27 protein-coding genes and 1 other RNA gene are annotated in these 26951 nt (G+C 72.6%); 12 read left to right on the forward strand and 16 right to left on the reverse strand.

Annotated features, from left to right (window positions below; genetic code table 11):
• The first annotated feature begins 419 nt into the window (after positions 1-419).
• A complete protein-coding gene (locus tag N4G70_RS03570) occupies positions 420-1859 on the forward strand; it encodes an RNB domain-containing ribonuclease (protein ID WP_261710877.1) in 1440 nt (479 codons plus the stop codon).
• Between the two features lie 12 nt (positions 1860-1871).
• Here the strand turns inward: N4G70_RS03570 and N4G70_RS03575 are convergent, their stop codons facing one another.
• Both N4G70_RS03575 and N4G70_RS03580 read right to left on the reverse strand, forming a co-directional pair.
• A complete protein-coding gene (locus N4G70_RS03575) occupies positions 1872-2414 on the reverse strand; it encodes a hypothetical protein (protein WP_261710878.1) in 543 nt (180 codons plus the stop codon).
• Positions 2415-2470: 56 nt separating this feature from the next.
• The gene (locus tag N4G70_RS03580; RefSeq protein WP_261710879.1) at positions 2471-3259 is read right to left on the reverse strand and encodes a MerR family transcriptional regulator; all 789 of its coding nucleotides are present in this window, start codon (positions 3257-3259) and stop codon (positions 2471-2473) included.
• 118 nt (positions 3260-3377) lie between these two features.
• On the opposite strand from N4G70_RS03580, the gene rnpB reads away from it, so the two are divergent.
• An RNA gene (gene rnpB / locus N4G70_RS03585) (RNase P RNA component class A) lies at positions 3378-3779 on the forward strand.
• A gap of 278 nt (positions 3780-4057) precedes the next feature.
• Positions 4058-4252, forward strand: coding sequence for a hypothetical protein (locus tag N4G70_RS03590; RefSeq protein WP_162952285.1), 195 nt, complete (start codon positions 4058-4060; stop codon positions 4250-4252).
• A gap of 25 nt (positions 4253-4277) precedes the next feature.
• On the opposite strand, the gene N4G70_RS03595 is transcribed toward N4G70_RS03590, so the two are convergent.
• Positions 4278-4610 (reverse strand): MazG-like family protein, encoded by a 333-nt coding sequence (locus N4G70_RS03595; protein WP_261710880.1) that lies wholly within the window; start codon positions 4608-4610, stop codon positions 4278-4280.
• A 100-nt stretch (positions 4611-4710) separates the two neighbouring features.
• Between N4G70_RS03595 and N4G70_RS03600 the strand changes: the two genes are divergently transcribed.
• On the forward strand, positions 4711-5034 hold the full coding sequence (locus N4G70_RS03600) for a nuclear transport factor 2 family protein (RefSeq protein ID WP_261710881.1): 324 nt from the start codon (positions 4711-4713) through the stop codon (positions 5032-5034).
• A gap of 100 nt (positions 5035-5134) precedes the next feature.
• Here N4G70_RS03600 and N4G70_RS03605 read toward each other — a convergent pair whose 3' ends face one another.
• Complete coding sequence (locus N4G70_RS03605; protein ID WP_261710882.1) at positions 5135-6013, reverse strand: PhzF family phenazine biosynthesis protein; 879 nt, start codon at positions 6011-6013, stop codon at positions 5135-5137.
• 91 nt (positions 6014-6104) lie between these two features.
• Positions 6105-6866, reverse strand: a complete 762-nt coding sequence (locus N4G70_RS03610) for an SDR family oxidoreductase (protein ID WP_261710883.1) — start codon at positions 6864-6866, stop codon at positions 6105-6107.
• Positions 6867-7097: 231 nt separating this feature from the next.
• Here N4G70_RS03610 and N4G70_RS03615 point away from each other — a divergent pair, with 231 nt between their 5' ends.
• Together N4G70_RS03615 and N4G70_RS03620 are read left to right on the forward strand one after the other, a co-directional pair.
• On the forward strand, positions 7098-8420 hold the full coding sequence (locus tag N4G70_RS03615; RefSeq protein ID WP_261710884.1) for a Bcr/CflA family multidrug efflux MFS transporter: 1323 nt from the start codon (positions 7098-7100) through the stop codon (positions 8418-8420).
• Positions 8421-8430: 10 nt separating this feature from the next.
• Positions 8431-9450: a small ribosomal subunit Rsm22 family protein gene (locus tag N4G70_RS03620; RefSeq protein WP_261710885.1), complete on the forward strand. Its 1020-nt coding sequence runs from the start codon at positions 8431-8433 to the stop codon at positions 9448-9450.
• Here the strand turns inward: N4G70_RS03620 and ddaH are convergent, their stop codons facing one another.
• Entirely contained in the window at positions 9451-10293 is an 843-nt protein-coding gene (ddaH, locus tag N4G70_RS03625) for a dimethylargininase (protein ID WP_399033970.1), read from the reverse strand. It abuts the gene before it with no gap.
• Between the two features lie 135 nt (positions 10294-10428).
• On the reverse strand, positions 10429-10611 hold the full coding sequence (locus N4G70_RS03630) for a DUF6243 family protein (RefSeq protein ID WP_261710886.1): 183 nt from the start codon (positions 10609-10611) through the stop codon (positions 10429-10431).
• 160 nt (positions 10612-10771) lie between these two features.
• Between N4G70_RS03630 and N4G70_RS03635 the strand changes: the two genes are divergently transcribed.
• Together N4G70_RS03635 and N4G70_RS03640 are read left to right on the forward strand one after the other, a co-directional pair.
• Positions 10772-11374: a TetR/AcrR family transcriptional regulator gene (locus N4G70_RS03635; protein WP_261710887.1), complete on the forward strand. Its 603-nt coding sequence runs from the start codon at positions 10772-10774 to the stop codon at positions 11372-11374.
• Between the two features lie 143 nt (positions 11375-11517).
• Positions 11518-12255, forward strand: a complete 738-nt coding sequence (locus N4G70_RS03640; protein WP_261710888.1) for a bifunctional DNA primase/polymerase — start codon at positions 11518-11520, stop codon at positions 12253-12255.
• A gap of 606 nt (positions 12256-12861) precedes the next feature.
• On the opposite strand, the gene N4G70_RS03645 is transcribed toward N4G70_RS03640, so the two are convergent.
• From N4G70_RS03645 to map, 6 genes are all read right to left on the reverse strand, one after another.
• Complete coding sequence (locus tag N4G70_RS03645) at positions 12862-13821, reverse strand: hypothetical protein (RefSeq protein WP_261711365.1); 960 nt, start codon at positions 13819-13821, stop codon at positions 12862-12864.
• Positions 13721-14695, reverse strand: a complete 975-nt coding sequence (gene efeU, locus N4G70_RS03650; protein ID WP_261710889.1) for an iron uptake transporter permease EfeU — start codon at positions 14693-14695, stop codon at positions 13721-13723. The genes N4G70_RS03645 and efeU overlap by 101 nt, the downstream gene beginning before the upstream one ends.
• A gap of 9 nt (positions 14696-14704) precedes the next feature.
• Positions 14705-15967, reverse strand: a complete 1263-nt coding sequence (gene efeB / locus N4G70_RS03655) for an iron uptake transporter deferrochelatase/peroxidase subunit (protein WP_261710890.1) — start codon at positions 15965-15967, stop codon at positions 14705-14707.
• Between the two features lie 35 nt (positions 15968-16002).
• Entirely contained in the window at positions 16003-17148 is a 1146-nt protein-coding gene (gene efeO / locus N4G70_RS03660; RefSeq protein ID WP_261710891.1) for an iron uptake system protein EfeO, read from the reverse strand.
• 357 nt (positions 17149-17505) lie between these two features.
• The gene (locus N4G70_RS03665; protein WP_261710892.1) at positions 17506-18183 is read right to left on the reverse strand and encodes a heme oxygenase (biliverdin-producing); all 678 of its coding nucleotides are present in this window, start codon (positions 18181-18183) and stop codon (positions 17506-17508) included.
• 149 nt (positions 18184-18332) lie between these two features.
• Positions 18333-19202 carry a type I methionyl aminopeptidase gene (map, locus tag N4G70_RS03670; RefSeq protein ID WP_261710893.1) on the reverse strand — a complete coding sequence of 290 codons (870 nt, stop codon included), beginning with the start codon at positions 19200-19202 and terminating at the stop codon, positions 18333-18335.
• A gap of 76 nt (positions 19203-19278) precedes the next feature.
• Between map and N4G70_RS03675 the strand changes: the two genes are divergently transcribed.
• Entirely contained in the window at positions 19279-19509 is a 231-nt protein-coding gene (locus N4G70_RS03675) for a hypothetical protein (RefSeq protein WP_261710894.1), read from the forward strand.
• A gap of 120 nt (positions 19510-19629) precedes the next feature.
• On the opposite strand, the gene N4G70_RS03680 is transcribed toward N4G70_RS03675, so the two are convergent.
• Both N4G70_RS03680 and N4G70_RS03685 read right to left on the reverse strand, forming a co-directional pair.
• A complete protein-coding gene (locus N4G70_RS03680; protein ID WP_261710895.1) occupies positions 19630-20928 on the reverse strand; it encodes an MFS transporter in 1299 nt (432 codons plus the stop codon).
• Between the two features lie 78 nt (positions 20929-21006).
• The gene (locus N4G70_RS03685) at positions 21007-21609 is read right to left on the reverse strand and encodes a hypothetical protein (RefSeq protein ID WP_261710896.1); all 603 of its coding nucleotides are present in this window, start codon (positions 21607-21609) and stop codon (positions 21007-21009) included.
• Between the two features lie 96 nt (positions 21610-21705).
• On the opposite strand from N4G70_RS03685, the gene npdG reads away from it, so the two are divergent.
• Together npdG and N4G70_RS03695 are read left to right on the forward strand one after the other, a co-directional pair.
• Positions 21706-22419, forward strand: coding sequence for an NADPH-dependent F420 reductase (npdG, locus tag N4G70_RS03690; protein WP_261710897.1), 714 nt, complete (start codon positions 21706-21708; stop codon positions 22417-22419).
• A gap of 121 nt (positions 22420-22540) precedes the next feature.
• On the forward strand, positions 22541-22717 hold the full coding sequence (locus tag N4G70_RS03695; protein ID WP_261710898.1) for a hypothetical protein: 177 nt from the start codon (positions 22541-22543) through the stop codon (positions 22715-22717).
• Here N4G70_RS03695 and N4G70_RS03700 read toward each other — a convergent pair.
• Positions 22701-23495 carry a site-2 protease family protein gene (locus tag N4G70_RS03700; RefSeq protein ID WP_261710899.1) on the reverse strand — a complete coding sequence of 265 codons (795 nt, stop codon included), beginning with the start codon at positions 23493-23495 and terminating at the stop codon, positions 22701-22703. The two genes, N4G70_RS03695 and N4G70_RS03700, sit on opposite strands and share 17 nt — an antisense overlap.
• A gap of 138 nt (positions 23496-23633) precedes the next feature.
• Between N4G70_RS03700 and N4G70_RS03705 the strand changes: the two genes are divergently transcribed.
• Complete coding sequence (locus tag N4G70_RS03705; protein ID WP_261710900.1) at positions 23634-26951, forward strand: BTAD domain-containing putative transcriptional regulator; 3318 nt, start codon at positions 23634-23636, stop codon at positions 26949-26951.

The raw sequence follows: 26951 nt of genomic DNA on the forward strand, positions 1-26951 counted from the left end.
TCTCCTTCTTGTACGTACGGGGAGGGGGTGCGGCCCCTGCGGCCAGGGTACGGGGGCGCTGCGCTGTGCTTGACCTGGCCGGGGGTGCCCAGTACCGGAGAGCCTCCGGGGGCCCCACGGGGCTCCGCCCCGGACCCCGCTCCTCAAGCGCCGGAGGGGCTGATTTGGGTTCCCGGCACCGGAAAGCCTCCCCGCGCCCCACGGGGCTCTGCCCCGGACCCCGCTCCTCAAGCGCCGGAGGGGCTGGTTTTGCTTCCCGGCACCGGAGAGCCTCCGGGGGCCGCACGGGGCTCTGCCCCGGACCCCGCTCCTCAAGCGCCGGAGGGGCTGATTCGGGTTCCCGGCACCGGAGAGGCTTCCGGGGCTCTGCCCAGGCGCCGGAGGGGCTGATTCGGGTTCCCTCCCCTACGCTCGAAGACATGCCCCGCCGTCATCTCCACGTACAGGGCGCCGCCGAAGCCCCCCTGCGCGCCGCGCTCAGTGCGCTGCGGACGTCCTTGGACGTTCCCCCGGACTTTCCGGCCGATGTGCTCGCCGAGGCGGAGCGGGCGGCCAAGGCGCCGCGGCTTCCGGATTACGACGCCACCGGCATCGAGCTCTTCACCATCGACCCGCCCACCTCCACCGACCTGGACCAGGCCATGCACCTGGAACGCCGGGCGGGCGGGGGATACCGGGTGTACTACGCCATCGCGGACGTCGCCGCGTTCGTCACGCCGGGCGGCGCCCTGGACGCCGAGGTCCATCGCCGGGTGACCACCCTCTACTTCCCTGACGAGAAGACCCCGTTGCACCCCGCCGTCCTGTCCGAGGGCGCCGCGAGCCTGCTCCCCGACGGGGCCCGCCCCGCGCTGCTCTGGTGCGTCGACCTGGACGCGGACGGCGCGACCACCGCCACCGACGTGCGCCGCGCCCTGGTCCGCAGCCGCGCCAAACTCGACTACGAGGGCGTCCAGAAGCAGATCGACGCCGGCACCGCCCCCGAGTCCCTCGCCCTGCTGCGCGACATCGGCACCCTGCGCGAACAGCAGGAGGTCGCGCGCGGCGGCATCTCGCTCAACGTCCCCGAGCAGGAGATCGTCGAGCACGACCACCGCTACGACCTCACCTACCGCGCCCCCCTGGCCGCCGATGGCTGGAACGCCCAGATCTCGCTGCTCACCGGCATCGCCGGCGCCGAGCTGATGCTGGCGTACGGCACCGGGATCCTGCGGACGCTGCCCAGCGCCCCGGACGGCGCGGTCGCCCGGTTGCGCCGCTCGGCGAAGGCGCTGGGCATCGACTGGCCCCACCACGTCCCGTACGCGGCGGTCGTCCGCTCCCTCGACCCGCGCGAGCCGAACCACGCCGCCTTCCTCCAGGAGTGCACGACGCTGCTGCGCGGCGCCGGGTACACCGTGTTCACCGGGCACACCCCGCCCGAACTCGCCGTGCATGCCGCGGTCGCCGCCCCGTACACGCACTGCACCGCCCCACTGCGCCGCCTCGTGGACCGGTACGCGGGCGAGCTGTGCCTCGCGGCCGTCGCGGGACAGGATCCCCCGGACTGGGTGACCGCCGCCCTCGGCGAGCTGCCCCAGGAGATGGCGCGGGGCACCAGCCGCGCCAACACCGTGGAGCGCGAGTGCGTGGACATCGTCGAGGCGGCGCTGCTCAAGGACCGGGTGGGCGAGCTGTTCGAGGCGACCGTCGTCGACGTGAAGGAGCAGCAACCAAGCGTCGGAACAGTCCACTTGAGCGACCCGGCGGTGGTGGCCCGTGTCGAGGGCGGCGGCCCGCTACCGCTCGGCGAACGCCTGAGGGTCCGCCTCACCCAGGCCGACCCCGGCAGCGCGAAGGTCCTGTTCACCCCCGCCTGAGCGACGCGCCTCTTACGCGACCAGGGACCGCAGCGCCTTCGCCAGCTCCCCGGACTCGTCCGCGTGGAACCGTACGGTCCGCACCTCCCGCGGCTTTCCCAGGAGTGGTACGTGGGTGACGGGCTCGGCCAGCTCCAGCGTGAGGGAGGTCTGGGCGCCGACGGCGAGCTCCAGGACGTCGTCCCGCGCCTCCCCGCCCGACGCCTGGAACTTCAACTCCCGTCGCACAGCGGCTATGTGGTGCAGGGGGATCGGCAGGTCCACCCGGGCGCCCGCGCGCACCCGCAGCGACCGCGCGGTCAGCACATGCGGCCGGGTCACGGCGGCGGCCTGCATGCCCAGGACCAGGAGGACCGTGTAGACGTCCAGCACGAGCAGGACGGCGTGCACCACCGGCCACTGCCGCACCATGAACGACACCCCCACCGTCTCGACGACGCAGACGAACGCCAGCCCGTACACCGTCGCCGTCTGCGGGCTCGCGTACCCGAACGCCCGGTCGTCCGGCCCCACTTGGTGGCGCCTGCGGCCGATCCACAGGGCGAGGCTCTTCATTACCCGTCCCTCGTGCGCGGCCAGCCGCCTTACCGGCTCCGGAAGGAATCCGTGCCTCATCCGTCCGTCCCACCCTTCTCGGAAATCATCCGCATGGCCCGCCGGACCGCTTCGGCCTGAGCGGGCGCGAAGTCGGCGAGGAAGGCCTTGAGGAACCCCTGGTCGGCCGCGGCGGCGGCCCCCGCGTTCGCGGCGATCTGCGTCCTCAGCTCGGGGGGCAGGCAGTCGGCGAGTGCCCGGGCCGCCACCTCCACCCGGGGGTCCGACGACTCCGCGTCCGCCAGCTCGTCGAGCAGCGCGTACACCCGGTGCGCCCGCTCGGCGGCGCCGGGTGTCGCGGCCGTGGACCGTATGGCGGCCATCAGTCGGTCCCGCTCGCCGGGCGGCGCGGCCGTCTCCAGGAGGGCCAGCAGCTCGCGGTCCTTGGCGGCCATCAAAGACGCGGACTCCCCAGTCCCCAACTCCGCCAGAAGTTCGGCGAGTTCGGGCGAGAGCTCGTCCTCGGGCGTCAACGGCCCCTCGGCGGCCCGGGCGAGCAGCGCGCCGAGACGTACCCGGCGGGCCCGGATCTCCCCCTCCTGGCGCGCCAGATCCGCGTCCAACTCGGCCAGTACGTCGGCCGGTTCGCGCCCGGCGTCGTCGGCGATCACGTCCCGCACCTCGTCCAGGCCGAGGCCCAGCTCGGTGAGGCGCCGGATCCGGGCGAGCGCGACGGCGTCCCGTACCGAGTACTGCCGGTAGCCGTTGGCGAGCCGGGCCGGCTCCGGCAGCAGGCCGAGGTGGTGGTAGTGCCTGACGGCCCGCGTGGTCACCCCTACCAGCGCGGCGATCTCCGAGATCCGCATGGCCTCATTAGAAACGTTGACGCTGCGGCAGGGTCAAGGGCCGGCATCCTTGATCGCCGCGGGCGGGGGCGCGGCCGGTGGGCCGTCCGGTGGCGGGTAGCATGGGCGGTACGGCAGACGAGCCGGGCGGACGGCCGCGTGGAGATCTTCGATCTTCCCGAGGAACGTCCGGGCTCCACAAGGCAGGGTGGTGGCCAACGGCCACCCGGGGTGACCCGCGGGACAGTGCCACAGAGAACAGACCGCCTTGGACTTCGGTCCTCGGTAAGGGTGAAACGGTGGTGTAAGAGACCACCAGCGCCTGAGGTGACTCAGGCGGCTAGGTAAACCCCACCCGGAGCAAGGTCAAGAGGGGCCGCCGTAAGAAGCGGCCCTGCGCGGACGATCGAGGGCAGCCTGCCCGAGTCCGCGGGTAGACCGCACGAGGCCGGCGGCAACGCCGGTCCTAGATGGATGGCCGTCACCCCGACGACCGCGAGGTCCCGGGGTACAGAACCCGGCGTACAGCCCGACTCGTCTGCCCCACCCCCCTTCCCCTTCCCCTTCCGCTCTTCCCTCTTCCGCTCTTCCCCTGTCCGGTGCGCCGTCGAAGCGGTGTCCTCGCGCCGCCTCCTCAGGGCTCCGTGGCGGCTCTCCGACCTGTGGCTGTCACCATCCGTATTCATCCGCTCATCCTCCGTGTGGCGGAACGCGACCCGTGGCCGTAGCGTGATTCCCGGTACCGAACCCAAAGCCCGCGCTCCTACGAGGCGGCCGGGGTACCCCACACTTCGACTCGGGGACACGAGGTGAGACACCGTGCCTTCCCTGCACTTTCCCGTGATGCTCGCGCTCACAGCGGGCGCCTTCTTCCTCTGCCGCAAAGGCGGCACCAAGCTGTCCCACGCGCTCATCTGCGCCGGGTTCGGCTTCTATCTCGCCGACACCGCGGTCGCCCCCTCGCTGCACACCGCGCTCAACTCCGTCACCGGCATGCTCGGGCAACTCGGCTGACGGAATTCCGCCGCGTGACCGGACGCTAGTCCGTGCCCAGCGAGCGTGCGGCGACCTTGGCCAGATGGGTGTCGAAGACATGCGCCGCGTCCGGGGTGAGCGTGGTCAGCGCGACCATCGCCGTGACGATCACGTCGCACAGTTCGGACTGGACGTCCTGCCAGCTGTGCGAGACGCCCTTGCGGGGGTTCTGGCCGGTCGCGCCGATGACGGCCTGGGCCACCTCGCCCACCTCCTCGGACAGCTTGAGGATCCTGAGCAGGGTCTGCTGCTCGGGCGGTACGGGGCTGCGCTCGGTCAGCCAGGCGTGCAGCGCGGTGATCGTCGGCCAGGGGGAGTTCCAGCTTGTGTCGTCCATGCGCCCACGGTGTCATCCGGCAGCGCACCGGTGGCGCGGTGCGGGGTCCTGGGGTGTTCTGGGGGTGAGTGTTCCGTAGGCCCACCGACCGGGAGAGACCGTGACCATCGCCCTCGACAAACTGACCGATCCGGCCGTACGCGCCTTCGTCGGCGCGCTCAACTCCGGTGACCGCGAGGCCTTCTCGGCCGCCCTGACGTCGAACGCCACCATGTCCGACGACGGCACGGACCGTGACGTCGCCGACTGGACCGAGCGTGAGATCTTCTCCTCCGGCGGCCACATGGACATCGAGAAGCAGACGAACGACGGGCTCGGCCTGGTCGCCAACTACCGTAACGACACGTGGGGTGAGATGCGCACGTCCTGGCGCTTCACCGTGGACGGCGGCAAGGTGAGCCGTTTCGAAACGGGCCAGGCCTGAGGCCGCCCGGTCTCCCCGGCTGCCCACGTGGGCATCGCTCGGGTGCCGGCCCGACCGGCACCTCTCGGAGGCCCGGCCGCGCCGGGCCGCCCGCCCGGCGTCACGCCGCGATACGCGTCCCCGCCCCGCTCACCCGCACCCGGGAGTCGCCCGCCCGCAGCGTCACCGTGATCACGCCGGGGCGGCCCAGGTCCTCACCCTGATGGAGCGTCAGCTCCGACTCCGCGTCCACCAGGCCGAGTTCCCTCGCGTACGCCCCGAACGCGGCGGCCGCCGCCCCCGTGGCCGGGTCCTCCACGACCCCGCCCACCGGGAACGGATCCCGGACATGGAAGACCAAGTCCGAGGCGCGCCACACCAGTTGGACGGTGGTGAGGTCGAGGCGCAGCATCAGCGCCGTCAGCCGGTCGAAGTCGTACGCGAGGTCCGCCAGGCGCTCACGCGTGGCCGCGCCCAGCACGAGATGGCGGGCGCCGCCGAAGGCGATCCGGGGCGGGACCGTGGCGTCGAGTTCCTCGGCCCGCCAGTCCAGGGCGGCCAGTGCCTCGGCGAGATCCTTCTCCCCGACGGGCTCGGAGTGCGGCTCGACGCTGGTCAGGGTCGCGCGCAGACCACCGCTCGCCGGGTCCTCGGCGACGGTCACCGGGACCGTACCGGCCGGAGTGGCGAAGATCAGCTCCCCGGCGCCGATCCGCTCGCCCAGCGCGATCGCCGTCGCCACGGTGGCGTGCCCGCAGAACGGCACCTCGGCCTTCGGGCTGAAGAACCGCAGCGTGAACGCCCGCCCGGGTTCCCCGAGCCCCTGCGGCGGTGCCGTCAGGAACGCCGACTCGCTGTAACCGAGCTCGGCGGCGATCGCCAGCATCCCGGCGTCGTCGAGCCCCGACGCGTCCAGCACGACGCCGGCCGGATTGCCCCCGGCGGGGTCACTGCTGAAGGCCGTGTAGCGGAGGATCTCGGGCTGCGCGTCACTGGTCATGACCACCCCAACTACTGCCCCCGCGCGCCTATTCCAGACGCGATGGGGGTGAGCCGGGGTCGGCGCGGCCGCGAACCCGGGCCGGTCTCGGTCAGCCTCGGCCGATGTACGGCATCGCCGTGGCCAGCACCGTGGCGAACTGGATGTTCGCCTCCAGCGGCAGCTCCGCCATGTGCAGCACGGTGCGCGCCACGTCCCGCGCGTCCATCACCGGCTCCACCGCCAGCTCCCCGTTGGCCTGGAGGGTCCCGGTCTGGATGGGCGCGGTCATCTCGGTCGCCGCGTTGCCGATGTCGATCTGTCCGACCGCGATCCGGTACGGCCGCCCGTCCAGGGACAGCGACTTGGTCATCCCGGTCATGGCGTGCTTGGTCGCCGTGTACGCCACCGACCGCGGCCGCGGGGTGTGCGCGGAGATCGACCCGTTGTTGATGATCCGGCCGCCCTGGGGCGTCTGCTCCTTCATCGCCCGGAACGCCGCCTGGGCGCACAGGAACGCGCCGGTCAGGTTCACATCCACCACCGAGCGCCACGCCTCGTACGACAGGTCCTCGACCGCCACCCCGACCGGCCCGAACGCCCCCGCGTTGTTGAACAGCAGGTCCACCCGGCCGTAGGCGGCCCGCGTCGCGGAGAACAGGGCGCCGACCTCGTCGGGCGAGGTCACATCCGTCGGGACGCACAGCACGTCCGCGTCGGCCCCGGCCAGTGCCGCGGTCTCCTCCAGGGCCTCGGCCCGGCGCCCGGCGAGCGCCACCGACCAGCCCGCGCCGGCCAGCACGAGTGCCACGGAACGGCCGATGCCGGACCCGGCGCCGGTCACAACGGCAGACTTCTGCGAAGTGATGTCCATGAGTCCGGAGCGTACGGGAGAGGCCCCCGGGCGTGATCACCCGTCCGGGATGTGGGAGCGAGGGTGCGGAGCTCGCGGGATGGATGCGGATGGTGATCGGCCGCCGTGGGATCGTGCGCACGACGCCGATGTGTGACCCGTTCCTCCCTTCCTTTGCGTCCCGGGTGGTCCCCGTACCCCGGGGCGGCTGAGAGCATTGGTTATTCGATTCAACCTTCAGGAGAGAAACCGATGCCGGAGCGCGGCGGCCAGGACACCCAGGGCCCCATACCGACCACGGCCGACGCCCGGGCACCCCGTGCCGGCGCGGCCGTCCGCCGCACCAGCCTGCTGGTCACGCTCGTCCTCGGCGGGCTCACCGCGCTGCCGCCGCTCTCCATGGACATGTATCTGCCGGCGCTGCCCGAGGTCACCGACGCGCTGCGCTCGCCGGCCGCGACCATCCAGCTCACCCTCACCGCCTGCCTCGCCGGCATGGCGCTCGGCCAGCTCGTCGTCGGGCCCATGAGTGACAAGTGGGGACGGCGCCGTCCCCTCCTCATCGGCATGATCGTCTATGTGCTGGCCACCGCGGTCTGCGCCTTCGCCCCCAATGTCGAACTCCTCATCGCCTTCCGCCTGTTGCAGGGCCTGGCCGGGGCCGCCGGCATCGTGATCGCCCGGGCCGTGGTGCGCGACCTCTACGACGGTGTGGAGATGGCCCGCTTCTTCTCCACCCTGATGCTGATCTCCGGGGTCGCCCCCGTGATCGCCCCGCTGATCGGCGGCCAGATACTGCGGCTCACGGACTGGCGCGGTGTCTTCGCCGTCCTGACCGTGATCGGTGTGCTGCTCACCGCGGTGGTGTTCCGGTGGCTGCACGAGACGCTCCCGGTGGAGCGGCGTCACTCCGGCGGCGTGAAGGAGGCGCTGCGCACCATGGGCGGCCTGCTCAAGGACCGGGTCTTCACCGGTTACATGCTTGCGGGAGGCCTCGCCTTCGCCGCCCTGTTCGCCTACATCTCGGCCTCTCCCTTCGTGGTGCAGGAGATCTACGGGGCCTCCCCGCAGACCTTCTCGCTGCTGTTCGGCCTGAACTCCGTCGGCCTGGTCGTCGTCGGCCAGATCAACGGCAAGCTCCTCATCGGCCGGGTCAGCCTGGACAAGGTGCTCGGCTTCGGCCTTGCCGTCATCGCGCTCGCGGCGACCGCCCTGCTCCTGATGACCTCCGGTGCGTTCGGCGAGGTGGGCCTCGCGCCGGTCGCGGCCGGCCTCTTCGTGCTCATGTCGGCGATGGGTCTCGCCATGCCGAACACCAACGCCCAGGCCCTGATGCGCACCCCGAACGCCGCGGGTTCCGCCTCCGCGCTGCTCGGCACCTCCTCCTTCCTGGTCGGCGCGGTCGCCTCCCCGCTCGTCGGCATCGCGGGCGAGGCGACCGCGGTGCCCATGGCGGTCGTCCAGCTGGCCTCGGCCGTCGCCGCTCTGCTGTGCTTCCTGCTCCTGTGCCGGCCCTGGCAGCGCACGCACGAGTCGCTCGGCTCGGCGTCCGGCGACCCGACGCCGCAAAAGTAGACTCCTGCCGGTGAACCACTCCCTCCCCGTCCCGGACGTACTGCGCTCTGCCCTGGCCGGACTGCTCGACGGGCTGCCGCCCTCGGCGACCTCGGGCGCCGTCGACCGGCTGATCTCCCACTACCGCGGGGTCGTCCCCACCGGCGCCCCGGTACTGCGGGACCGCTCGGACGTCGCCGCCTACGCCGCGTACCGGATGCCCGCCACCTTCGAGGCGGTGCGCTCCGCGCTCGACGCGTTCCGGGACGCGACCGGAGCGTGGACCCCCGCCACGCACACCGACATCGGCGGCGGCACGGGCTCGGCGAGCTGGGCGGTCGCCGAGGCCTGGCAGGACGCGGCGACACCCGTGGCCACGACCGTCCTCGACTGGGCGGAGCCCGCGCTCGCCATCGGCCGCGAACTCGCCGAAGCCTCCGGGCTCCCCGGCCTGCGCGCCGCCCGCTGGGAGCGCGCCCGCATCGGCTCGGCCCTCACCCTGGACGGCGCCGACCTCGTCACCGTCTCCTACGTCCTGAACGAGCTCACCCCCGAGGACCGCCGCTCCCTGGTGGACGCGGTGGCCGGCGCGGCGAGCGGTGCCGTCGTCATCGTGGAGCCCGGCACTCCCGACGGCTACGCCCGCGTCATCGAGGCGCGTGACCGGCTCATCGCGGCCGGCCTGCACATCGCCGCGCCCTGCCCACACAGCGCGGCCTGCCCCATCGAGCCCGGCACCGACTGGTGCCACTTCTCGGCCCGGGTCAGCCGTTCCTCGCTGCACCGCCAGGTCAAGGGCGGCTCCCTCGCGTACGAGGACGAGAAGTTCAGCTATGTCGCCGCCACCCGCTTTCCGCCCTCGCCCGCCCCGGCGCGGGTGATCCGGCGCCCCCAGATCCGCAAGGGGCAGGTGCTGCTCGAACTGTGCACCGCGCAGGAGCAGTTGAGCCGCGAGACGGTCAGCAAGCGGCACGGCGCCCTGTATCGCGCGGCTCGGGATGTCGAGTGGGGCGACCCCTGGCCGCCCCACCCCGAGGAGCCGGCCTCCTAGTCAGGAACGCAGTTCCTGCGTACAGCACTTGACGCTGCCGCCCCCCTTGAGCAGCTCGCCCAGGTCCATGCCGATCGGCTCGTAGCCCCGCGCGCGCAGCGGGTCGAAGAGGCCGATGGCACCCTGGGGGAGCAGCACATGGCGGCCGTCGCTCACCGCGTTGAGCCCGAGGGCGGCCGCGTCCGGCTCCTCGGCGATCAACGCGTGCGGGAACAGTCGGGACAGTACGGCCTGACTGCCCGGAGAGAAGGCGGCCGGGTAGTACATGATCTCGTCGGCCGCGTCGTCCAGGACGCACAGGGCCGTGTCCAGGTGGTAGTAGCGGGGGTCGACCAGGTCGAGGCCGATGACCGGGCGGCCGAAGAACTCCTGGGCCTCGTCGTGCGAGAGCGGGCTGGAACGGAAGCCGCGCCCGGCGAGCAGATAGGAGGCCGTGACGGCGAAGTCGCCCTCGCCCTCATTGATGTGGGACGGCTCGTGCACGGTGGTGAAGCCGTGGGTGCGGAACCACTCCAGGTGGACCGCGGCCTCCGCCGCGCGTTCCGGATGCGCGAAGCGGGCGCCGAGCACCCGGCTGTCGATCACGGTGGCTCCGTTGGCGGCGAAGACCATGTCGGGCAGGTCGGGGCGGGGGTCGAGGAGCTCGACGGTGTGGCCGAGCGCGCGGTAGCGGTCGCGGAGGTCCTCCCACTGGGCCAGGGCCAGTGGCAGGTCGACCGGCTTTTCGGGATCCATCCAGGGATTGATGGAGTACGTGACCTTGAAGTGTGCCGGTGGGCACATCAGATAGCGCCGGGGTCGGGCGGTTCTCTGCGTACGGAGGTCACGGGCTGCACGAGGCAATGAGGGCTCCTCACGGGAGACTTGGGGCCGCACGGGCGCGCAGCCGCGTGCAGCCCATGGTCCGCCGTGCGGGGCCATCGCGCAGTGCACCGTCCGGGTTGTTTTTCACCTGGCCCGTACGGTTCATGCGCGCGATCACGTCCCATGCGATGCCGTACGCCCCTCCTTCAACTTCCGCAGCAGCTCCCGCTTTTGGGCCATCGGATCGAGAGCGGCGCCGCCCCGGGCGTTTCCGCCCGTGCCGCGCAGCGCCTGGCGCGAGAGCCGGCTGCGGGTGCCGCCGACGCCCAGCATGTTTCCTGCTCCACCTCGGGTCATGACACATCTCCTTCCGTCGGGATTCCCCATCGCCCGGACCGCACAGGCGCGGTCCTGGGCCGAGACGGTTCGTCTCGCCTCGTGCTTCGAGTCTGAACGAGACGAATCGTCTTGTCAAGAGACGATACGTCTCGCCTCGCCGAGCCGCTAGAATCGACCCATGGCAGAGACCAGAACACCCGACTCCACCCGCCGCAGCGAGCGTTCACGCCGGGCCATCTACGACGCGGCCCTCTCGCTCGTCGGCGAGGCGGGGTACGGCAGAACGACCATCGAGGGCATCGCGGCGCGGGCCGGCGTGGGCAAGCAGACGATCTACCGCTGGTGGCCCTCCAAGGCGGAAGTCCTCCTCGAAGCCTTCCTCGAACGCGGCGGCCAGGCCGCCGAGAGCGACCCGGCCCTCCCCGACACGGGGGACCTGGAGGCGGATCTCAAGCAGGTGCTGCGCGCCACCGTCGACGAACTCACCGATCCCGGCTTCGAGATCCCCTACCGCGCGCTCGCGGCCGAGGGTGTCATCAACCCGGACCTCGGCGCCCAGTTCGTGCGCAAACTGCTCGAACCCGGGCTCCAGTTGTACGTCGACCGGCTGCGCGCGGCGCGGGACGCGGGCGCGATCGACCCCGACGTCGACCCCCGCGTCGCCGTGGAACTGCTCGTCGGCCCGCTCGCCCACCGCTGGCTGCTGCGCACCCTCCCGCTCACCCACGCCTACGCGGACAGCCTCGTCGAGTACGCGCTGCGCGGAATCGCACCCCGCTGACCTGGGCGTCGCCGTGCGCCGGACCGGGGCGGGGCATGTCACACACCCCGGATGTCCGGTGCGGTCACCCGGGGAGCAGGATGGTGGGACGATGTTCCCCGTGGACGAGAGTCCCCGGGGTCGACGGTGAGGTGAGGGGATAGATGGGCGCTGAGTTCGGCCGTTCCCGCGGCGAGGAGAGCAAACTGTCCCGCTGGCTGCGCAGGCGGCCCAAGGACGCTCCGGGCGTGGACCCGAGCCGGCTCTCGCTGCTTCTGGCCGTGGCCGCCGCCGATCTGCCCCTGGCGCCCGCCGCGTACCCCATCGGCTACCGCTGTTCCTGCGAGCGCATGGGCTGTCCCACGCCCGCCCGCCACCCCGTCTCCTTCGCCTGGCAGACGCAGTCCACCACCGACCCCGCGCAGATCGAGCGCTGGGCGCTCGGCCAGCCCGAGGCCAACTTCATCACCGCGACCGGCATGGTCCACGACGTGCTCGACGTGCCGCTCGAAGCGGGGCGCGAGGCACTGGCCCGGCTGCTCTCCGAGGGCATCGACATCGGCCCGGTCGCCGAGGCGGCCGGTGACGGTGACAACGGGCGGATGCTGTTCTTCACCGCGACCCGGGGTACGCCCGAGGACGAGGACGAGTGGTGGCCCTGCGAGCTCGACTGCCACCCCGAGACGATGGACGAGCACCCCGGGCTGCGCTGGCACTGCCGGGGGAGCTATGTCCTCGTGCCGCCGGCGCGGCTGCCGGGGGAGCTCGGGGTTACGTGGGTACGGGGGCCGGAGCATGGGCTTCCGGATCCGTTGACGTTGCTTGAGGCGTTGACCGATGCGTGTGGGAGGTATGCGGGGGAGGCGGGGCCGCATGCCGCGGCCTGGCCCCTGGGCCGCTAGCCCCCACCCCGCCGGGGCTCCGCCCCGGCCCCCCGGGCGGGGGCTTCGCCCCCTGCACCCCTGCGGGGGCTTCGCCCCCTGCACCCCCGTTCGCGCCTGAACGGCGCTCGTCCTCAATCGCCGGACGGGCTGAAGGTGTCCCCAGTACCGGCACTGCCGACGGCGCTCGGCCTTCGTTGCCGGACGGGCTGAAAGTGTTCCCAGCACCGGCACTTTCAACGGCGCTCCGCCTCAGGCCGGACAGGCTGAGGCTGTCCATGCCGGTTGGCACCGACCCGCCAGGGGCGCGGGGAACTGCGCGAGAGGCGATCACGGCCCGCAGACGAAAGGGCATCTAGGGGCGCGGGGAACTGCGCGAGAAGCGACCATGGCCCGCAGACGAAAGGGCATTCAGGGGCGCGGGGAACTGCGCGAGCAACCCCGCACGGCGCGAGGCCGAAGAGGCGGGGCACCGGCAAGCCCGCACCGCGCGCCCGAAGTCGCAGGCCAACGCACCGGCAAGCCCGCACCGCGCGCCCGAAGTCGCAGGCCAACGCACCCGCAACCCCGCGCGGCGCGAGGAAAAGGAGGAGGGGCCCCGGCGGGGCCCACGCCCGGCCCCGGGGGCTATTCGCCCTTCGTTGCCACCAGGCCCTGCACGCGGTCCATCACCACTGCCTTGCCCTGGGGCGGTACGAGGGCCAGTTCGTTGGAGATCCACTCCCGGGTCAGGGATGTCGTGACCTGGCCTGTCAGCATCGCCTTCTCGTCGGGGGTGATGTCCAGGCGGACGCCCTTCGCGACGGTTTGGCGCTCGAAGTGGCGGGCGGCGAAGAAGACCAGGGCGTGGCCGTCGGCGGTGCGCAGGCCCAAGGGGGCGAAGTCGCCGTCGTCCAGGGGCTGGTCGACGAACTGGCTGACGCGGCCCGAACGTACCGCGTTCTTCTGGCGGGCCTCGCGCCAGCCGCTGGTGTGCCCGCCGTCCGCGAACACCGCCGGCTTCCCGCTCTGGAGGTAGGAGGTGTAGCCGGTGCTCAGATCCTTCGGGGCGATCGCGAGCGCGGGGTCGTCGGGCCGTACCGGCTTCGCCCAGCCGTCCTTGTCCTTCGCGAACGCGGGGACTTCGTTGACGCCGAGGATCGAGAGGTAGGCCAGCTTCCAGCCCTGCTCGGGGCCGTTGCGTATGAAGAGCAGCAGCCAGCGGGTGTCGCCCGGGCCCTGGTCGTCCTGGTCGCGGTTGGAGTCGGTGTCGGCGACGAACCAGCGCGGCCAGCCCGCCTGGCGGGGGATCGTGTACGCGGCGCCGGTCAGTTCCAGCGGCGTGTACCGGGCGTTGCCGCCCGGGCTCGTCACATGGCGGGCCGCGAAGCCCGCCTGGGTCGTGGCGCCGAAGGCGCCGGTGACCCGGTCCGCGTCCAGGGCCGGGTCATAGGCCTTGTCCGCCCTGTTGTACGCGTCGGTGAACGCGGTGAGTGCCCGGGCGGCCTCAGCCTTCGTCGCCGACGGTACGACTTCCCGCTCCCCGTGCACCGTCACGCAGCCGCTCGCGGTCACCGTCAGTACGGTCGCCGTCGCGAGCCCCGCCATCAGCCGACTCACCCTGCTCATGAACCGCCTTCTGCCCCTCGACCCTCTTGGTCCCCACGGACTTCCGGAACCCTACCGGGGCGAAGAACAGCGCGAGCGTGGGGATCAGATACAGGGCCCAGACCGAGACCTGGACGACCGTCGGGTCGGGCTGGAAGTTGAAGACGCCCTTGAGCAGCGTGCCGTACCAGCTGTCCGGCTCGATCGTCGAACTGATGTCGAAGGCAAGGGAGTTGATGCCCGGCAGGAAGTCGGCCTCCTGGAGGTCGTGCACCCCGTACGCGAGGACGCCCGCCGCGACGACCACCAGCATGCCGCCGGTCCAGGTGAAGAACTTCGCCAGGTTGATCCTGAGGGCGCCCCGGTAGAACAGCCAGCCCAGGAACACCGCGGTGGCCAGTCCGAGCAGGGCGCCGATCATCGGCTGGAAGGTGCCGTTCTCGGAACCGGCCGCGTGCACCGAGGTCCACACGAACAGGGCGGTCTCCAGGCCCTCCCGGCCGACCGCGAGGAACGCGGTCGCCACCAGCGCGCCGGTGCCCATCCGCAGCGCCGAGTCGAGCTTGCCGTGCAGCTCGCTCTTCAGGTGCCGTGCGGTGCGCCGCATCCAGAACACCATCCAGGTGACCAGGGCGACCGCGATGATCGACAGCGAACCGCCGAGCGCCTCCTGCGCCTTGAACGTCATCTCCTGGGAGCCGAATTCGAGCCCCGCGCCGAACGCGAACGCGACGGCCACGGCGACCGCGATGCCCGTCCACACCGGCTTCAGGGCGTCACGGCGACCGGTCTTCACCAGGTAGGCGACCAGGATGCACACGACGAGGCTCGCTTCGAGCCCCTCGCGCAGGCCGATCAGATAGTTGGCGAACATGTCTTCCTCTCAGCCGAAGAGTCCCCGGCCCCACCAGTCGCCCTTGTCACGGACGCCCGGCGGGACCGCGAAAATCGCCGAACCCACGTGCTGGATGTATTCGTTGAGCGCGTCATGGCGGGCCAGGGCGCGCTGAATGGGCAGGAAGCCCTTGCGCACGTCACGCTGGTACGCCAGGAAGAACAGGCCCGCGTCCAGGCGGCCGAGGCCGTCCGTGCCGTCGGTGAAGGAGTAGCCGCGGCGCAGGATCCGCGCGCCGTCGTTGGAGTCGGGGTGCGCGAGGCGCACGTGCGCGGTCGGCTTCATCGCCTTCAGGAACGGCTCGTCGCGCTCCTTGGCCTTGCCGACCGGGGCGCCCTCGCCCTTGTCGCGGCCGAAGACGTCCTCCTGCTCCTGGAGCGAGGTGCGGTCCCACGTCTCGATGTGCATCCGGATCCGGCGGGCCACCAGGTAGGAGCCGCCGGTCATCCAGTCGCTGCCGTCCTTGGCGCCGACCCAGACGTGCTCGTCGAGCGCCTTGGTGTCGGTGCCGGCCACATTGCGGGTGCCGTCCTTGAAGCCCATCATGTTGCGCGGAGTCTGCGCGTCCGGCGTCGTCGAGGACGTCTTGCCGAAGCCCAGCTGCGACCAGCGGATGGCGACCTTGCCCATGCCGATACGGGCCAGGTTGCGGATCGCGTGCACCGCCACCTGCGGGTCGTCCGCGCAGGCCTGCACGCACAGGTCGCCGCCGCTGCGCGCCGGGTCGAGGTTGTCGCCGGGGAACTGCTCGATGTCGACCAGTGCCTCGGGACGCCTGGATTCCAGGCCGAAGCGGTCCTTGGCGAAGAGGGAGGGTCCGACGCCGAACGTCAGGGTCAGCCGGGACGGCTTGAGGCCCAGCGCCTCGCCCGTGTCGTCCGGCGGAGCCTCGGCCAGGCCGCCGTAGGCGCCCTCGCCGACCGGCTTGCCCTCCGTCATCGCGGCCGCGGCCGCCGTCCAGTCCTTGAGCAACTGCACGAGTGCGGCGCGGTCCTTCGTCGTCACGTCGAACGAGGCGAAGTGCAGCCTGTCCTGGACGGCGGTGGCTATGCCGGCCTGGTGGTCACCGTGGAACGGCACCGCCGCGCCCGATTCGGCGGCCGGCACCGCGTCGCTGCCACCGCCCCTGACGACGGCGACCGTGCCGCCGGCCGCGGCCGCACCCAGCGCGAGGCCCGCGCCACCCCAGCCGAGCAGCGCCCGGCGGGACGGCGTCCTGGCGGGTTCGGTGGCCTCGGTCGTGTCGCTCATGGCGGATCTCCTCCTGGTTCCTTGCCGGCCCTGGCTTACTTCGTGACGGCGGCGGCGAGCTTCGACAGCGGCTCGGCGAGCGCGTTCACGGCGTCGGAGAGCTGCTTGCGGTCACCTTCGCTCACCTTGTCGTACGCGGTGAAATCGTAGGAGGTCTTGTCCGTGCGGTACTTGTCGAGCAGGGCGTTGAGGCCGCCGAACTGCTTGTCCAGCTCGGTGGTGAGGGCCGCGTCGTTCTTCGCGGCGACCGGCTTGAGCAGCTCGTACGCCTTCTGCGCACCCTCGACGTTGCCCTTGAAGTCCGACAGGTCGGTGTGGCTGTAGCGGTCCTCCTCACCGGTGATCTTCCCGGTGGCGACCTCGTCGAGGAGCTCCTTGGCGCCGTTGGCCATCGAGGTCGGGGTGATCTCGGCGGTGCCGACCCGCTTCTGCCAGTCGGCCAGGTCCTTGTCCAGCTCGGTGGCGAGGTCCTTCTCCTCCTGGCCGATCTTGCCGTCCGCCCACAGCGACTTCTCCAGGCGGTGCCAGCCGGTCCACTTCTGGCCCTTCTCCAGGCCGTCCTCGCGGGTGTCGGTCTTCGGGTCGATGTCACCGAAGGACTCCGCGACCGGCTCGGTGCGCTCCCAGCCCAGACGGGAGGGGGCGAACGCCTTCTTTGCGGCCTCCAGGTCACCGGCCCGCACCGCGTCGGTGAAGACCTTGACCTTGGGCAGCGTCTCGTCGGCCTGCTCCTGCGCGTACTTGCGGTACTCGGCCACGGCCGTGTCGAGGGCGGGGTTGCGCTTGACGGCGGTGCCGCCGGTGACGGTGACCTTCTGGCGGATGCCGTCGCCCTTCATGCCGGGCTTGCAGGCGATCTCGTAGGAGCCGGCCTTGACCTCGGCGGTGAGCTGCTGCTTGAGGCCGGGGCCTATGTTCTCGCGCTCGGCGACGATGCGGTCGTCCGGGAAGAGGAGATAGACCTCGGTGACCTTGGAGCCCTTGTTCTCGATGTCGAACTTGACGTGCCCGGCCGGGAAGTCGTTCTTCGACAGCTTGCAGGAGTCGTCGGTGGCGGTCACCTGGATCGAGCCGGCGGCGCCGTCGGCCTTGGCGTCGCTCTTGTCGGCGCAGCCCGTGACGGCGGTCAGGGCCGCGACGGCAGCGGCGGCGGTGACGACGGTGGTACGGACGGGTCGCATGCGGGCTCCACGCTGGTCGGGTCGACAGGTCGACTGAGGCGGACCTAACTTAACCGAGCCTTACCTGACCGATACCCGCGGGGTACGTGATTCACCTCTCACCGAGGGGCGCACCCTCCCAAAAAACGCGCCGGAGCACGCCCCACCCCCCGGCACCGAAGGAGCGCAACCACACACGGGGGGCTCGGGGGGTTGGTTTGGCGTGCGGGGCCGTCCGTGCCCGATTGCGCAGTTCCCCGCGCCCCTCAACCCGCTGCCGTCTGCCGGTCGTGGTCGCTTCTTGCGCAGTTCCCCGCGCCCCTCAACCCGCTGTCCTCTGCCGGTCGTGGTCGCTTCTCGCGCAGTCCCCGCGCGCCTTCACCCGACTTCGGCCTCGCGCCGCGGGGGAAACTCCTCCGCCAACTCCCCGAACACCGCCGTGTTCATCGCGAACGCCCGCCCGCACTCCTCGACCACCCGCCGCCTCTCCACCTCATCCACCCGCACCGCGTCGAGCAGCTCGCGGTAACTCCGCTTGAACGCGGCCGGGTTGGGGATCTCCTCGAAGACGTAGAACCGGACGCCGTCGCCCCGGCGCGCGAAGCCCCAGGTGCGCTCCGCCCGGTCGCGGATGATCTGGCCGCCCGACAGATCGCCGAGGTAGCGGGTGTAGTGGTGCGCCACATATCCGGCGGGCCAGGACCGCGCGCACTCGGTGACGCGGGCGGCGTACGCGGTCGTCGCGGGCAGCGGGGTCGCGGTGTCCCGCCAGTCCGGGCCCCGCAGATGCGCGAGATCCCGGGCCAGCGCGGCCGTCCGCATCAGCTCCGGCCGGATGAAGGGGCCCGCCACCGGGTCGTCCACGAGCGTGCGGGCGCCCTCCTCCAGGGCCCGGTACACGAACCAGAGCTGCTCGGTGTAGCGGGCGTAGGCCGCCACCCCGAGCCGGCCGCCGAGCAGGTCCCCCATGAACGTCGAGTTCTCCGCCTCCACGTGCTGCTGCTGCGAGGCGGTGCGGATCAGCGTGGAGAACGGCGTGGGAGCGGACGGGGTCAAGGCGGGCCTCCGGGGACCGAGGGGGGCGGGAATCGCCGGGCTCACCCCACGGCGGGGTGAAGCCGAACAGTTCCCGACGTCCTGTCGGTAAAGACGTACCCGCTCGTCCCCGAGGCGACACCCGGTCGGCAGACGCCGCCCGCCGGGCGTCACGGCAGCGTGAGGATCTCCGTGCCGGTCTCCGTGACCACCAGGGTGTGCTCGAACTGGGCCGTGCGCCTGCGGTCCTTGGTGACGACCGTCCAGCCGTCCTCCCACATGTCGTACTCGTGGGTGCCGAGCGTCAGCATGGGCTCGATCGTGAAGGTCATGCCCGGCTTGATCACGGTCGTGGCGTGCGGGGCGTCGTAGTGCGGCACGATCAGGCCGGAGTGGAAGGCCGTGCTGATCCCGTGCCCCGTGAAGTCCCGTACGACCCCGTAGCCGAAGCGCTTGGCGTACGACTCGATGACCCGGCCGATGATGTTGATCTGGCGGCCGGGCCGGACCGCCTTGATCGCGCGCTCCAGGGACTCCCGGGTCCGCTCGACCAGCAGCCGGGACTCCTCGTCCACGTCACCGCAGAGGTAGGTGGCGTTGTTGTCGCCGTGTACGCCGCCGATGTACGCGGTGACGTCCAGGTTCACGATGTCGCCGTCCTTCAGGACGGTCGAGTCGGGGATGCCGTGACAGATGACCTCGTTGACCGAGGAGCACAGCGACTTGGGGAAGCCGCGGTAGCCGAGGGTGGAGGGGTAGGCGCCGTGGTCGCACATGAACTCGTGGGCGACGCGGTCGAGTTCGTCCGTGGTCACCCCCGGCGCGATGTGCTTGGCCGCCTCCTCCATCGCCTGCGCCGCGATCCGGCCCGCGGTCCGCATCAGCTCGATGGTTTCGGGGGTCTGCACCTCGGGGCCGGTGTACGGCGCGGGCATGGGCTTCCCGACGTACTCGGGGCGCGGGATGCGACCCGGGACGGAACGGGCCGGAGAGATCTCCCCGGGCACGAGCAGGGACTGCGACTTCGGCTGGCCAGACATGCCGGCGAGTCTATCGACCGGGTGTGGGGCAGCATGGCCTTGAGGCCCCAGGTCACCGTCGAGGGAAGAGGCACGCATGGCTCTGTTCAAGAAGCGCACGGTCGGTAAGCCCGGCGAGTGGTTCTACTGCCTGGTTCACCACAAGGTCGAGGAGGGCCCCGACTGCCCGGCCAAGGACCGCTTCGGCCCCTATACGACGCGCGAGGAGGCCGAGCACGCGATGCAGAACGCCCAGGAACGCAACCTGGAGTGGGAGAACGATCCGAAGTGGCACGACAAGTCGGCGCCGGGGGAGAGCGCCGACTAGACCGCGGTGGTGTGGGGCCGCGTGGCCGCCCGCCCGCTGGACCGCGTCGGGGCCGGCCCGCGTGGCCGCCCGCCCGCCGGACCGCGGTGGCGCCGGCCCGCGTGGCCGCCCGCCCCTCCGCTAGACCGCGGTGGAGGTGGGCTGGGTGGCCGACCGGCGGCGCACCGCGTCCTCGTCGGTCGCCGCGTCGTAGGTGACCAGCTTGGGCAGGGCCGCGGCCAGCAGCCCCACCGCCGCGACGCAGGCGACCCCGCCCGACCACACCGCCGCCCTGGTCCCGGTCCAGCCGGCCATCGCGCCCGCCCGGACCTGGCCGAGCTGCGGGCCCACGCTGTACGAGAGCACCTCTATCCCCGCGAGCCGGCCGCGCAGCTCCTCCGGGATGGTCTGGTTCCAGATCGTGGAGCGGCCGAGCCCGCTCAGCATGTCGCCCGCGCCCGCGACGGCGAGACAGGCGAGCACCAGCCACACGTTGCCGAGCAGCCCGGCCCCGGCCATCGCCGCGCCCCAGACCGCCGCCCCGCACACCACGAACAGGCCGTGCCGCCGCACCCGCGAGGTCCAGCCGCTGGTCAGGCTGAGCAGCACCGAACCGGCCGAGCCCGCCGCGTACATCAGGCCGAGCGACCAGTCGGCGTGCAGGCTCTCGGCGAGGAACGGGAAGATCGCGTTGGGGAAGGCGAAGAACATCGCGGCCAGGTCCACGGCGTACGTCCCGAGCAGCACCGGGCGCGACCACGCGTAACGCGCGCCCTCCGCGATGCCCCGCAGCGAGGGCTTCTTGGCGTCATGGGCGGGCGGCGCCGGGCTCAGCCGGGCGCACATCAGCACCGACACGGTGAACGTACCGATGGTGGTCGCGTACGCGGTGGCGGTGCCGGCGTACGCCACGACGAGGCCCGCCAGGGAGGGCCCCGCGATCGCGCCGAGCTGCCAGCGCACCGCGTTGAGGGCGGCGGCCGCCGGCAGGTGGTCGTGCGGGACGATCCGGGCCAGCAGTGAGTCCAGCGCCGGACGCTGGAGGCCGGACAGCGCCGAGACGCCCGCCGCCACCCCGTACAGCGGCCAGAGCATGGGGCTCGGCAACACCGCGTTGACCAGCAGGATCAGCGCGAGCAGGCCCAGGCCGGCCTCGGTGGCGAGAATGACCTTGCGGCGGTCCACGGCGTCCGCGAGGGCGCCGCCGTACAGACCGAAGACGACCAGCGGGACCAGTTCCACCGCGCCCATCGCGCCCACCGCGAGCGGCGAGTCGGTCAGCTCCTTGATCTGCAAGGGCAGCGCGACCATCGCCATGAAGCTGCCGAAGGTGGTGATCAGGCCCTGCACCCACAGCAACCGGAAATCGGCCGAGGCCCGCCAGGGGGCGAGGTCGGGCAGGACCGAGCGGAGTCGGGAGACGGCGGGTTCTTCGGGCACGAAGGGCCATGCTGCGGGCGCGGGAGCACGCCCGCAAGTGAATTACCGGCCGTCAAGTGCCGCCTCGGGGAAGGCCCGTCACCAGCGGCCCGGCGGCGGGGCGGTCAGCTGATCGGCGAGCCGGCCGAGGCGGTCGCGGAAGCGGCGGGGGCCGCGCTGCGGGGGCAGGGTGTTCTCGCCGGTGGCGGCGCTGACCAGGTGCTGCACGGTGTCGAGGTCCAGTTCGGCGTCCGGCGCCACCGTCAGGGACTCGTGGGCCAGCCCCCGCACCTCGCGGTCGCCGCCGTCCAGGGCGAGCACCGTCGCACCCGCCCGGCGCGCGTCGTGGACCCGGCTCAGGAGTCCCTCGGCGGGCCGCTCGGGCGCCACCACGAGCAGCGTCTCGCCGCGCCGCGCCGCCTCCAGACGGCCGAGCCCGACGGACAGATGGGGCGGGCCGCCCGGCTCGGTGCGGTGGCGCACCAGCGTCGGGCTCAGCTCCGGCAGCCCCGACCAGGCGGCCTCGTCGGTGAGGTGGGCGGCCAGGTGCCAGGGCTCGTAGGACTGGGTGCCGACCAGGAGCAGCCCCCCTCCGTGCGGCACGACGGAGGAGCGCAGGACGCCCGCGAAGCGGCGGGTGGCCCGCAGCCACTCCGTCCCGGCGAGCACTTCCCGCAGCAGCGCGACCCGTACGGCATCCATGCCCGCGAGCCTGCCGCATCCGGCGGCGGCCGTGGGCCGAAACCCCGCTACGTCATCCCAACGAAGGGCGGGCTACGGCCGAGTAAGGTCGCCCTCATGACTTCCACTGACAACGCCGGTAACGCTTCGAAGCCCGCCGCGAAGGACCCCTGGGAGCTTCCGGACGTCTCCGGTCTCGTCGTCGGCGTCCTCGGCGGCACCGGCGACCAGGGCCGCGGCCTCGCCTACCGGTTCGCCCGGGCCGGCCAGAAGGTGATCATCGGCTCGCGGGCCGCCGAGCGGGCGCGGACGGCGGCCGAGGAGCTCGGGCTCGGCGTCGAGGGCGCCGACAACGCCGAGTGCGCGCGGCGCAGCGACATCGTGATCGTGGCGGTGCCGTGGGACGGCCACGCCAAGACCCTGGAGTCGCTGCGCGAGGAGCTGGCGGGCAAGCTCGTCGTCGACTGCGTCAACCCGCTCGGCTTCGACAAGCAGGGCGCGTACGCCCTGAAGCCCGAGGAGGGCAGCGCCGCCCAGCAGGCCGCCGCCCTGCTGCCCGAATCCCGGGTGACCGCGGCCTTCCACCATCTGTCGGCGGTGCTGCTCCAGGACGCCTCGATCGAGGAGATCGACACCGATGTGATGGTCCTGGGCGAGTCCCGCGCCGACACCGATCTCTTGCAGGCGCTCGCCGCCCGCATCCCCGGCATGCGCGGTGTCTTCGCCGGGCGGCTGCGGGGCGCCCACCAGGTCGAGTCGCTCGTCGCCAACCTGATCTCGATGAACCGGCGCTACAAGGCGCACGCGGGGCTGCGCGTCACCGACGTCTGAGGACGGCCGGCCATGGGGGACACTGGACGGGCGGGTGCGAAGGCGCCCGCCCGTCCCGTGTTGTTCCGCTCGATGCTTGCTCGACCCGAGTGCCGAAGTACCCCGACAGGAGCCGACCTCCATGCCCCGCCTCGCTCTGTACGCCCTCGTCGTCTGTGTCCTCGCCGTCGTCGCGGCCGTGGTCTCCTTCGCCCAGGGCAGCTGGCTCGGAATCATCTGGGTGCTGCTCGTCGGACTCTCGTCCAACATGACGTGGTACTACCTGCGCCGGGGCCGCGCCGCTAGCTCTGCGGAGTGAGCGAGAGGTCCGGCCAGAACTGGTAGAGGCTGCGGCCGGTCGCCGCCGCCACGTCGGGCACCCCGAGACCTTCGAGGATCGCGTAGACCAGCCGGAAGAACTCCTGGTTGACCTCGGGGATCCACAGCAGCCCGAACACCGCGAGCAGCCCGAACGGGGCGAACGGCTCGACCTGGCGGCGCGCCGCGTGCGACAGCCAGGGCTCGATGATCCCGTACCCGTCGAGGCCCGGCACCGGCAGGAAGTTCAGGAGCGCCGCCGTCACCTGGAGCAGTGCGAGGAACGCCAGCGCGGCGCGGAAGTCGTCGGGCACCCCGTCCAGCGCGTGCAGCCAGAACGGGGCCGTGCACACGAGGGCGAAGGCGACATTGGTGAGCGGGCCCGCCGCCGAGATCAGGCTGTGCCGCCAGCGGCCGCGGATCCGACCGCGCTCGATGAAGACCGCGCCGCCGGGAAGCCCGATGCCGCCCATGATGACGAAGATGACCGGCAGCACGATCGACAGCAGTGCGTGCGTGTACTTCAGCGGATTGAGCGTCAGATAGCCCTTGGCGCCGATCGTGATGTCCCCGCCGTGCAGCGCGGTGCGGGCGTGCGCGTACTCGTGCAGGCACAGCGACACCACCCACGCGGACGTCACGAACAGGAACACGGCGAGGCCGGGCGACGCGGCGTAACTCGTCCACACCGCCCACCCGGAGACCGCCATCACGGCGACGATCCCGAGGAAGACCGGGCTGATCCGCCGGTCGTGGTGGCGGGAGGGTGCGGTGGCCATGCGAGGCGCTCCAGTGCTGGTGGGACGAGTGGACGGATCGCGCCCGACCGTACAGGGGGTGACCGTCAAACGTCTCGCGGGCCGGGGGGAGTTCCCGCCGCGGCACCGGGCCGCGGCGCCGTCGATGAGAATGGGGGCGTGCGCTACCGGATTCTCGGCAACACCCAGGCCCGCCACCCCGACGGCACCCCCCTCGCCCTCGGCGGTGCGCGGCTGCGCGCCCTGGTGACGGTGCTCGCGCTGCGGCCGGGCCGGGCCGCCTCCGTCGGCACCCTCGTCGACGAGGTGTGGGGCGGCGAACCGCCCGCCGACGCGCCCGCCGCGCTCCAGGCGCTGGTCGGCCGGTTGCGCCGGGCTCTCGGTCATGACGCGGTGTTCTCCGCGGAGAGCGGCGGATACGGACTCGCCGCCGAGGCCGACGACATCGACCTGCACCGCTTCGAGCGGCTCACCGCCGACGGCGCCCGGGCCCTGGAGGAGGGCGATCCGGCGAAGGCCGCCACTCTGCTCGACGACGCCCTCGCCCTGTGGACCGGGCCCGCGCTCGCCGATCTGCCCGACCCCGGAGCCCGGGCCGCCCGCGCCGAGGCCCGCCGCCTGGACGCCCGCAGGCTCCGGCTCGCGGCCGCCCTCGCGCTCGGCCGCGCCGACGAGACGCTGGCCGAACTCGCCGCGCTGTGCGCGAGCCACCCCCTGGACGAGCCGCTGCACGCGCTGCGCATCCGGGCCCTGCGGGCCGCGGGCCGCCCCGCCGAGGCGCTCGCCGGGTACGAGAGCGCCCGGGCCGCCCTCGCCGAGGAGCTCGGCACCGACCCCGGGCCCGAACTGCGCGCCATCCACGCCGAGTTGCTCAGCCCGCCGGCCGAGCCGCGACCGGCGCCGGCTCCCACCGCGCCCGGCAATCTGCGGGCCCGCCTCACCTCCTTCGTCGGGCGCGAGGGCGACCTCGCCGACATCCGCGGCGACCTCGAAAGCGCCCGGCTCGTCACCCTGCTCGGGCCCGGCGGGGCCGGCAAGACCCGGCTCTCGCAGGAGGCGGCCGAGAGCGCCGCGCAGTGCTGGCCGGACGGGGTGTGGCTGGCCGAACTCGCGCCCGTGGAGGACCCGGCCGGGGTGCCCGCCGCGGTGCTCACCGCGGTCGGCGCCCGCAAGACGGTGCTGCACGCGGCGGGCGCCGAGGAACTGAGGGCGGCCGACCGGCACGCGGACGACCCGGCGGTGCGGCTCGCCGAACACTGCGGGCCGCGCCGCATGCTGCTGCTCCTGGACAACTGCGAGCATGTGGTCGGCGCCGCCGCCGAACTCGCCGAGTATCTGCTCGCCCGCTGTCCGCACCTGGTCGTCCTCGCCACCAGCCGCGAACCGCTGGGCGTGCCGGGGGAGTTGGTGCGGCCCGTCGAGCCGCTGCCCACGCCGTTCGCGCTGCGGCTGCTCGCCGAGCGGGGCGCCTCGGCCCGGCCGGGCTTTCGTATCGAGGACGATCCGGACGCGGCCGCCGAGATCTGCCGCCGCCTGGACGGCCTCCCGCTCGCCATCGAACTGGCCGCGGCCCGGCTGCGCGCGCTGACGCTGCGTCAGATCGCGGACCGGCTCGACGACCGCTTCCGGCTGCTCACCAGCGGCAGCCGCACCGTGCTTCCCCGCCAGCAGACGCTGCGGGCCGTCGTCGACTGGTCCTGGGACCTCCTGGAGGCGCCCGAGCGGGCGGTCCTTGGCCGCCTCGCCGTCTTCGCGGGCGGCTGCGACCTGGCGGCGGCCGAGGCGGTGTGCGCCGAGCGGGGCCGCGCCGAGCGGGGCCCGACCGCCGAGGTGGCGACCGAGGACGTCGCCACCGTCCTCGGCTCGCTCATCGACAAGTCGCTCGTGGTGGCCGCCCCCGACGACACCGGCGACATGCGCTACCGGTTGCTCGAAACCGTCGCCGAGTACGCGGCGGAGCGGCTCGACGGGGCCGGGGACCGGGCCGGCGCCGAGCGGCGCCACCTCACGTACTACCGCGAGCTCGCCCGGCGCAACGACGGCGCACTGCGCGGCCCGGGCCAGCGGGCCGCCGTCGACACCTTCGAGCGCGAGTACGAGAACCTGCGGACCGCGCTGCGCCGCTCGATCGCGCTGCGCGACGAGCACGAGGCGCTCTGTCTGGTGCACGCGCTGCTCTGGTACTGGCAGATGCGCGATCTGCGGGTCGACTCGCGGTCCTGGGCGCGGGAGGTGGCCGCCCTCGGCCCCGACCCGTTCGCGCCGCCCCTGACGCCCGCGCCCCCGGTCCACGTCCGCTGCACGGACGCCCCGCCGCCGTTCGACGACGAGGTGCTCCAGGAGGCGCGGCGCGGGGTGCGTCTGATCCAACTGGTCTCCATGGACCACGAGGTGGACGACTGGACCACGCCCGAAGCCATGGAGCGGCTGCGCGCGATCGTCTCCGTCTACCGACCCGGGCTGCCCCAGACCTGCCGCATGCCGGGCTCCCTGTGGTTCTTCCCCGTCGTGCTCACGGGCGACCAGGACCGGCTCAGAGAGGTCCTCGACGCGACCGTGACGGCCTGCGAGGAGTTCGGCTACGAGTGGGAGCTGGCCGCCGCCCTCCAGATGCGCGCCAACGTCCTCGCCAACCGCACCGCGTGGTCGGGGGACGCGGCCGGCGACGCCGACGCCAGCCTCCGGATGTTCCAGCGCCTCGGGGACGCCTGGGGCGCGGCCGAGGCGCTGGGCGCCCGGGGCGAGGCCCGCGAGAAACGGGGCGAATTCGACCTCGCCGCCGAGGACTTCGCCGCCGCCCTCCAGTACGCCGAGCAACTCGGCGCCCAGGCCCAGGCGACCCTCCTCAAGGCCAGGCTCGCGGGCACCCTCCTGGAGACCGGACGGGAGGGGCGGGGTGAGGCGATGCTGCGCGAGATCCTCGCCGACGGCCACCGCGCGGGCGCCGAGGCGCGGCCCGCGGCCCGGCTCCTGCTCACCACCTGGCTGGGCCGCACCGGGCGGTTCGAGGAGGCGCGCGAACAGATCGAGACGATGCTGGGGGACTTCCGGGGCGCCAACCTGCTGCTCTTCGAGGGGTTCGTCCTCGGGGTGCGGGCCTGGCTGGACAACGAGCAGGGCCGGTTCGAGGACGCCGTGGCCGGGGCGCTGACCGCGCTCGGCCGGGCCCGGGAGCCGCTCTCCCGGATGATCGCGCCGGAGATGATCGCGGTCCATCTGCTCACCGCGGCCTGGGGGATCGCCGGGCTCGGCGGCGCCGGCAACGCCCTGGACGCGGCGCGGTTGATCGGGGCCCACGACGCCCTGCTCCCGGCCGGCCACTTCCTCTCGCCCGGGGAGGCGAGGCAGCGGACCTCGGCCGAGCGGGTCACCCGCGCCCTGCTCGACGACGCCGCGTACACGGGCGCACACGCCGAAGGCGGCGGCCTCTCCATCGAGGAGGCCACCGCCTTGGTGCGACGCGATCGCAAGTACTGA

Source organism: Streptomyces sp. ASQP_92 (genome assembly GCF_025399895.1).
Classification (GTDB): domain Bacteria; phylum Actinomycetota; class Actinomycetes; order Streptomycetales; family Streptomycetaceae; genus Streptomyces.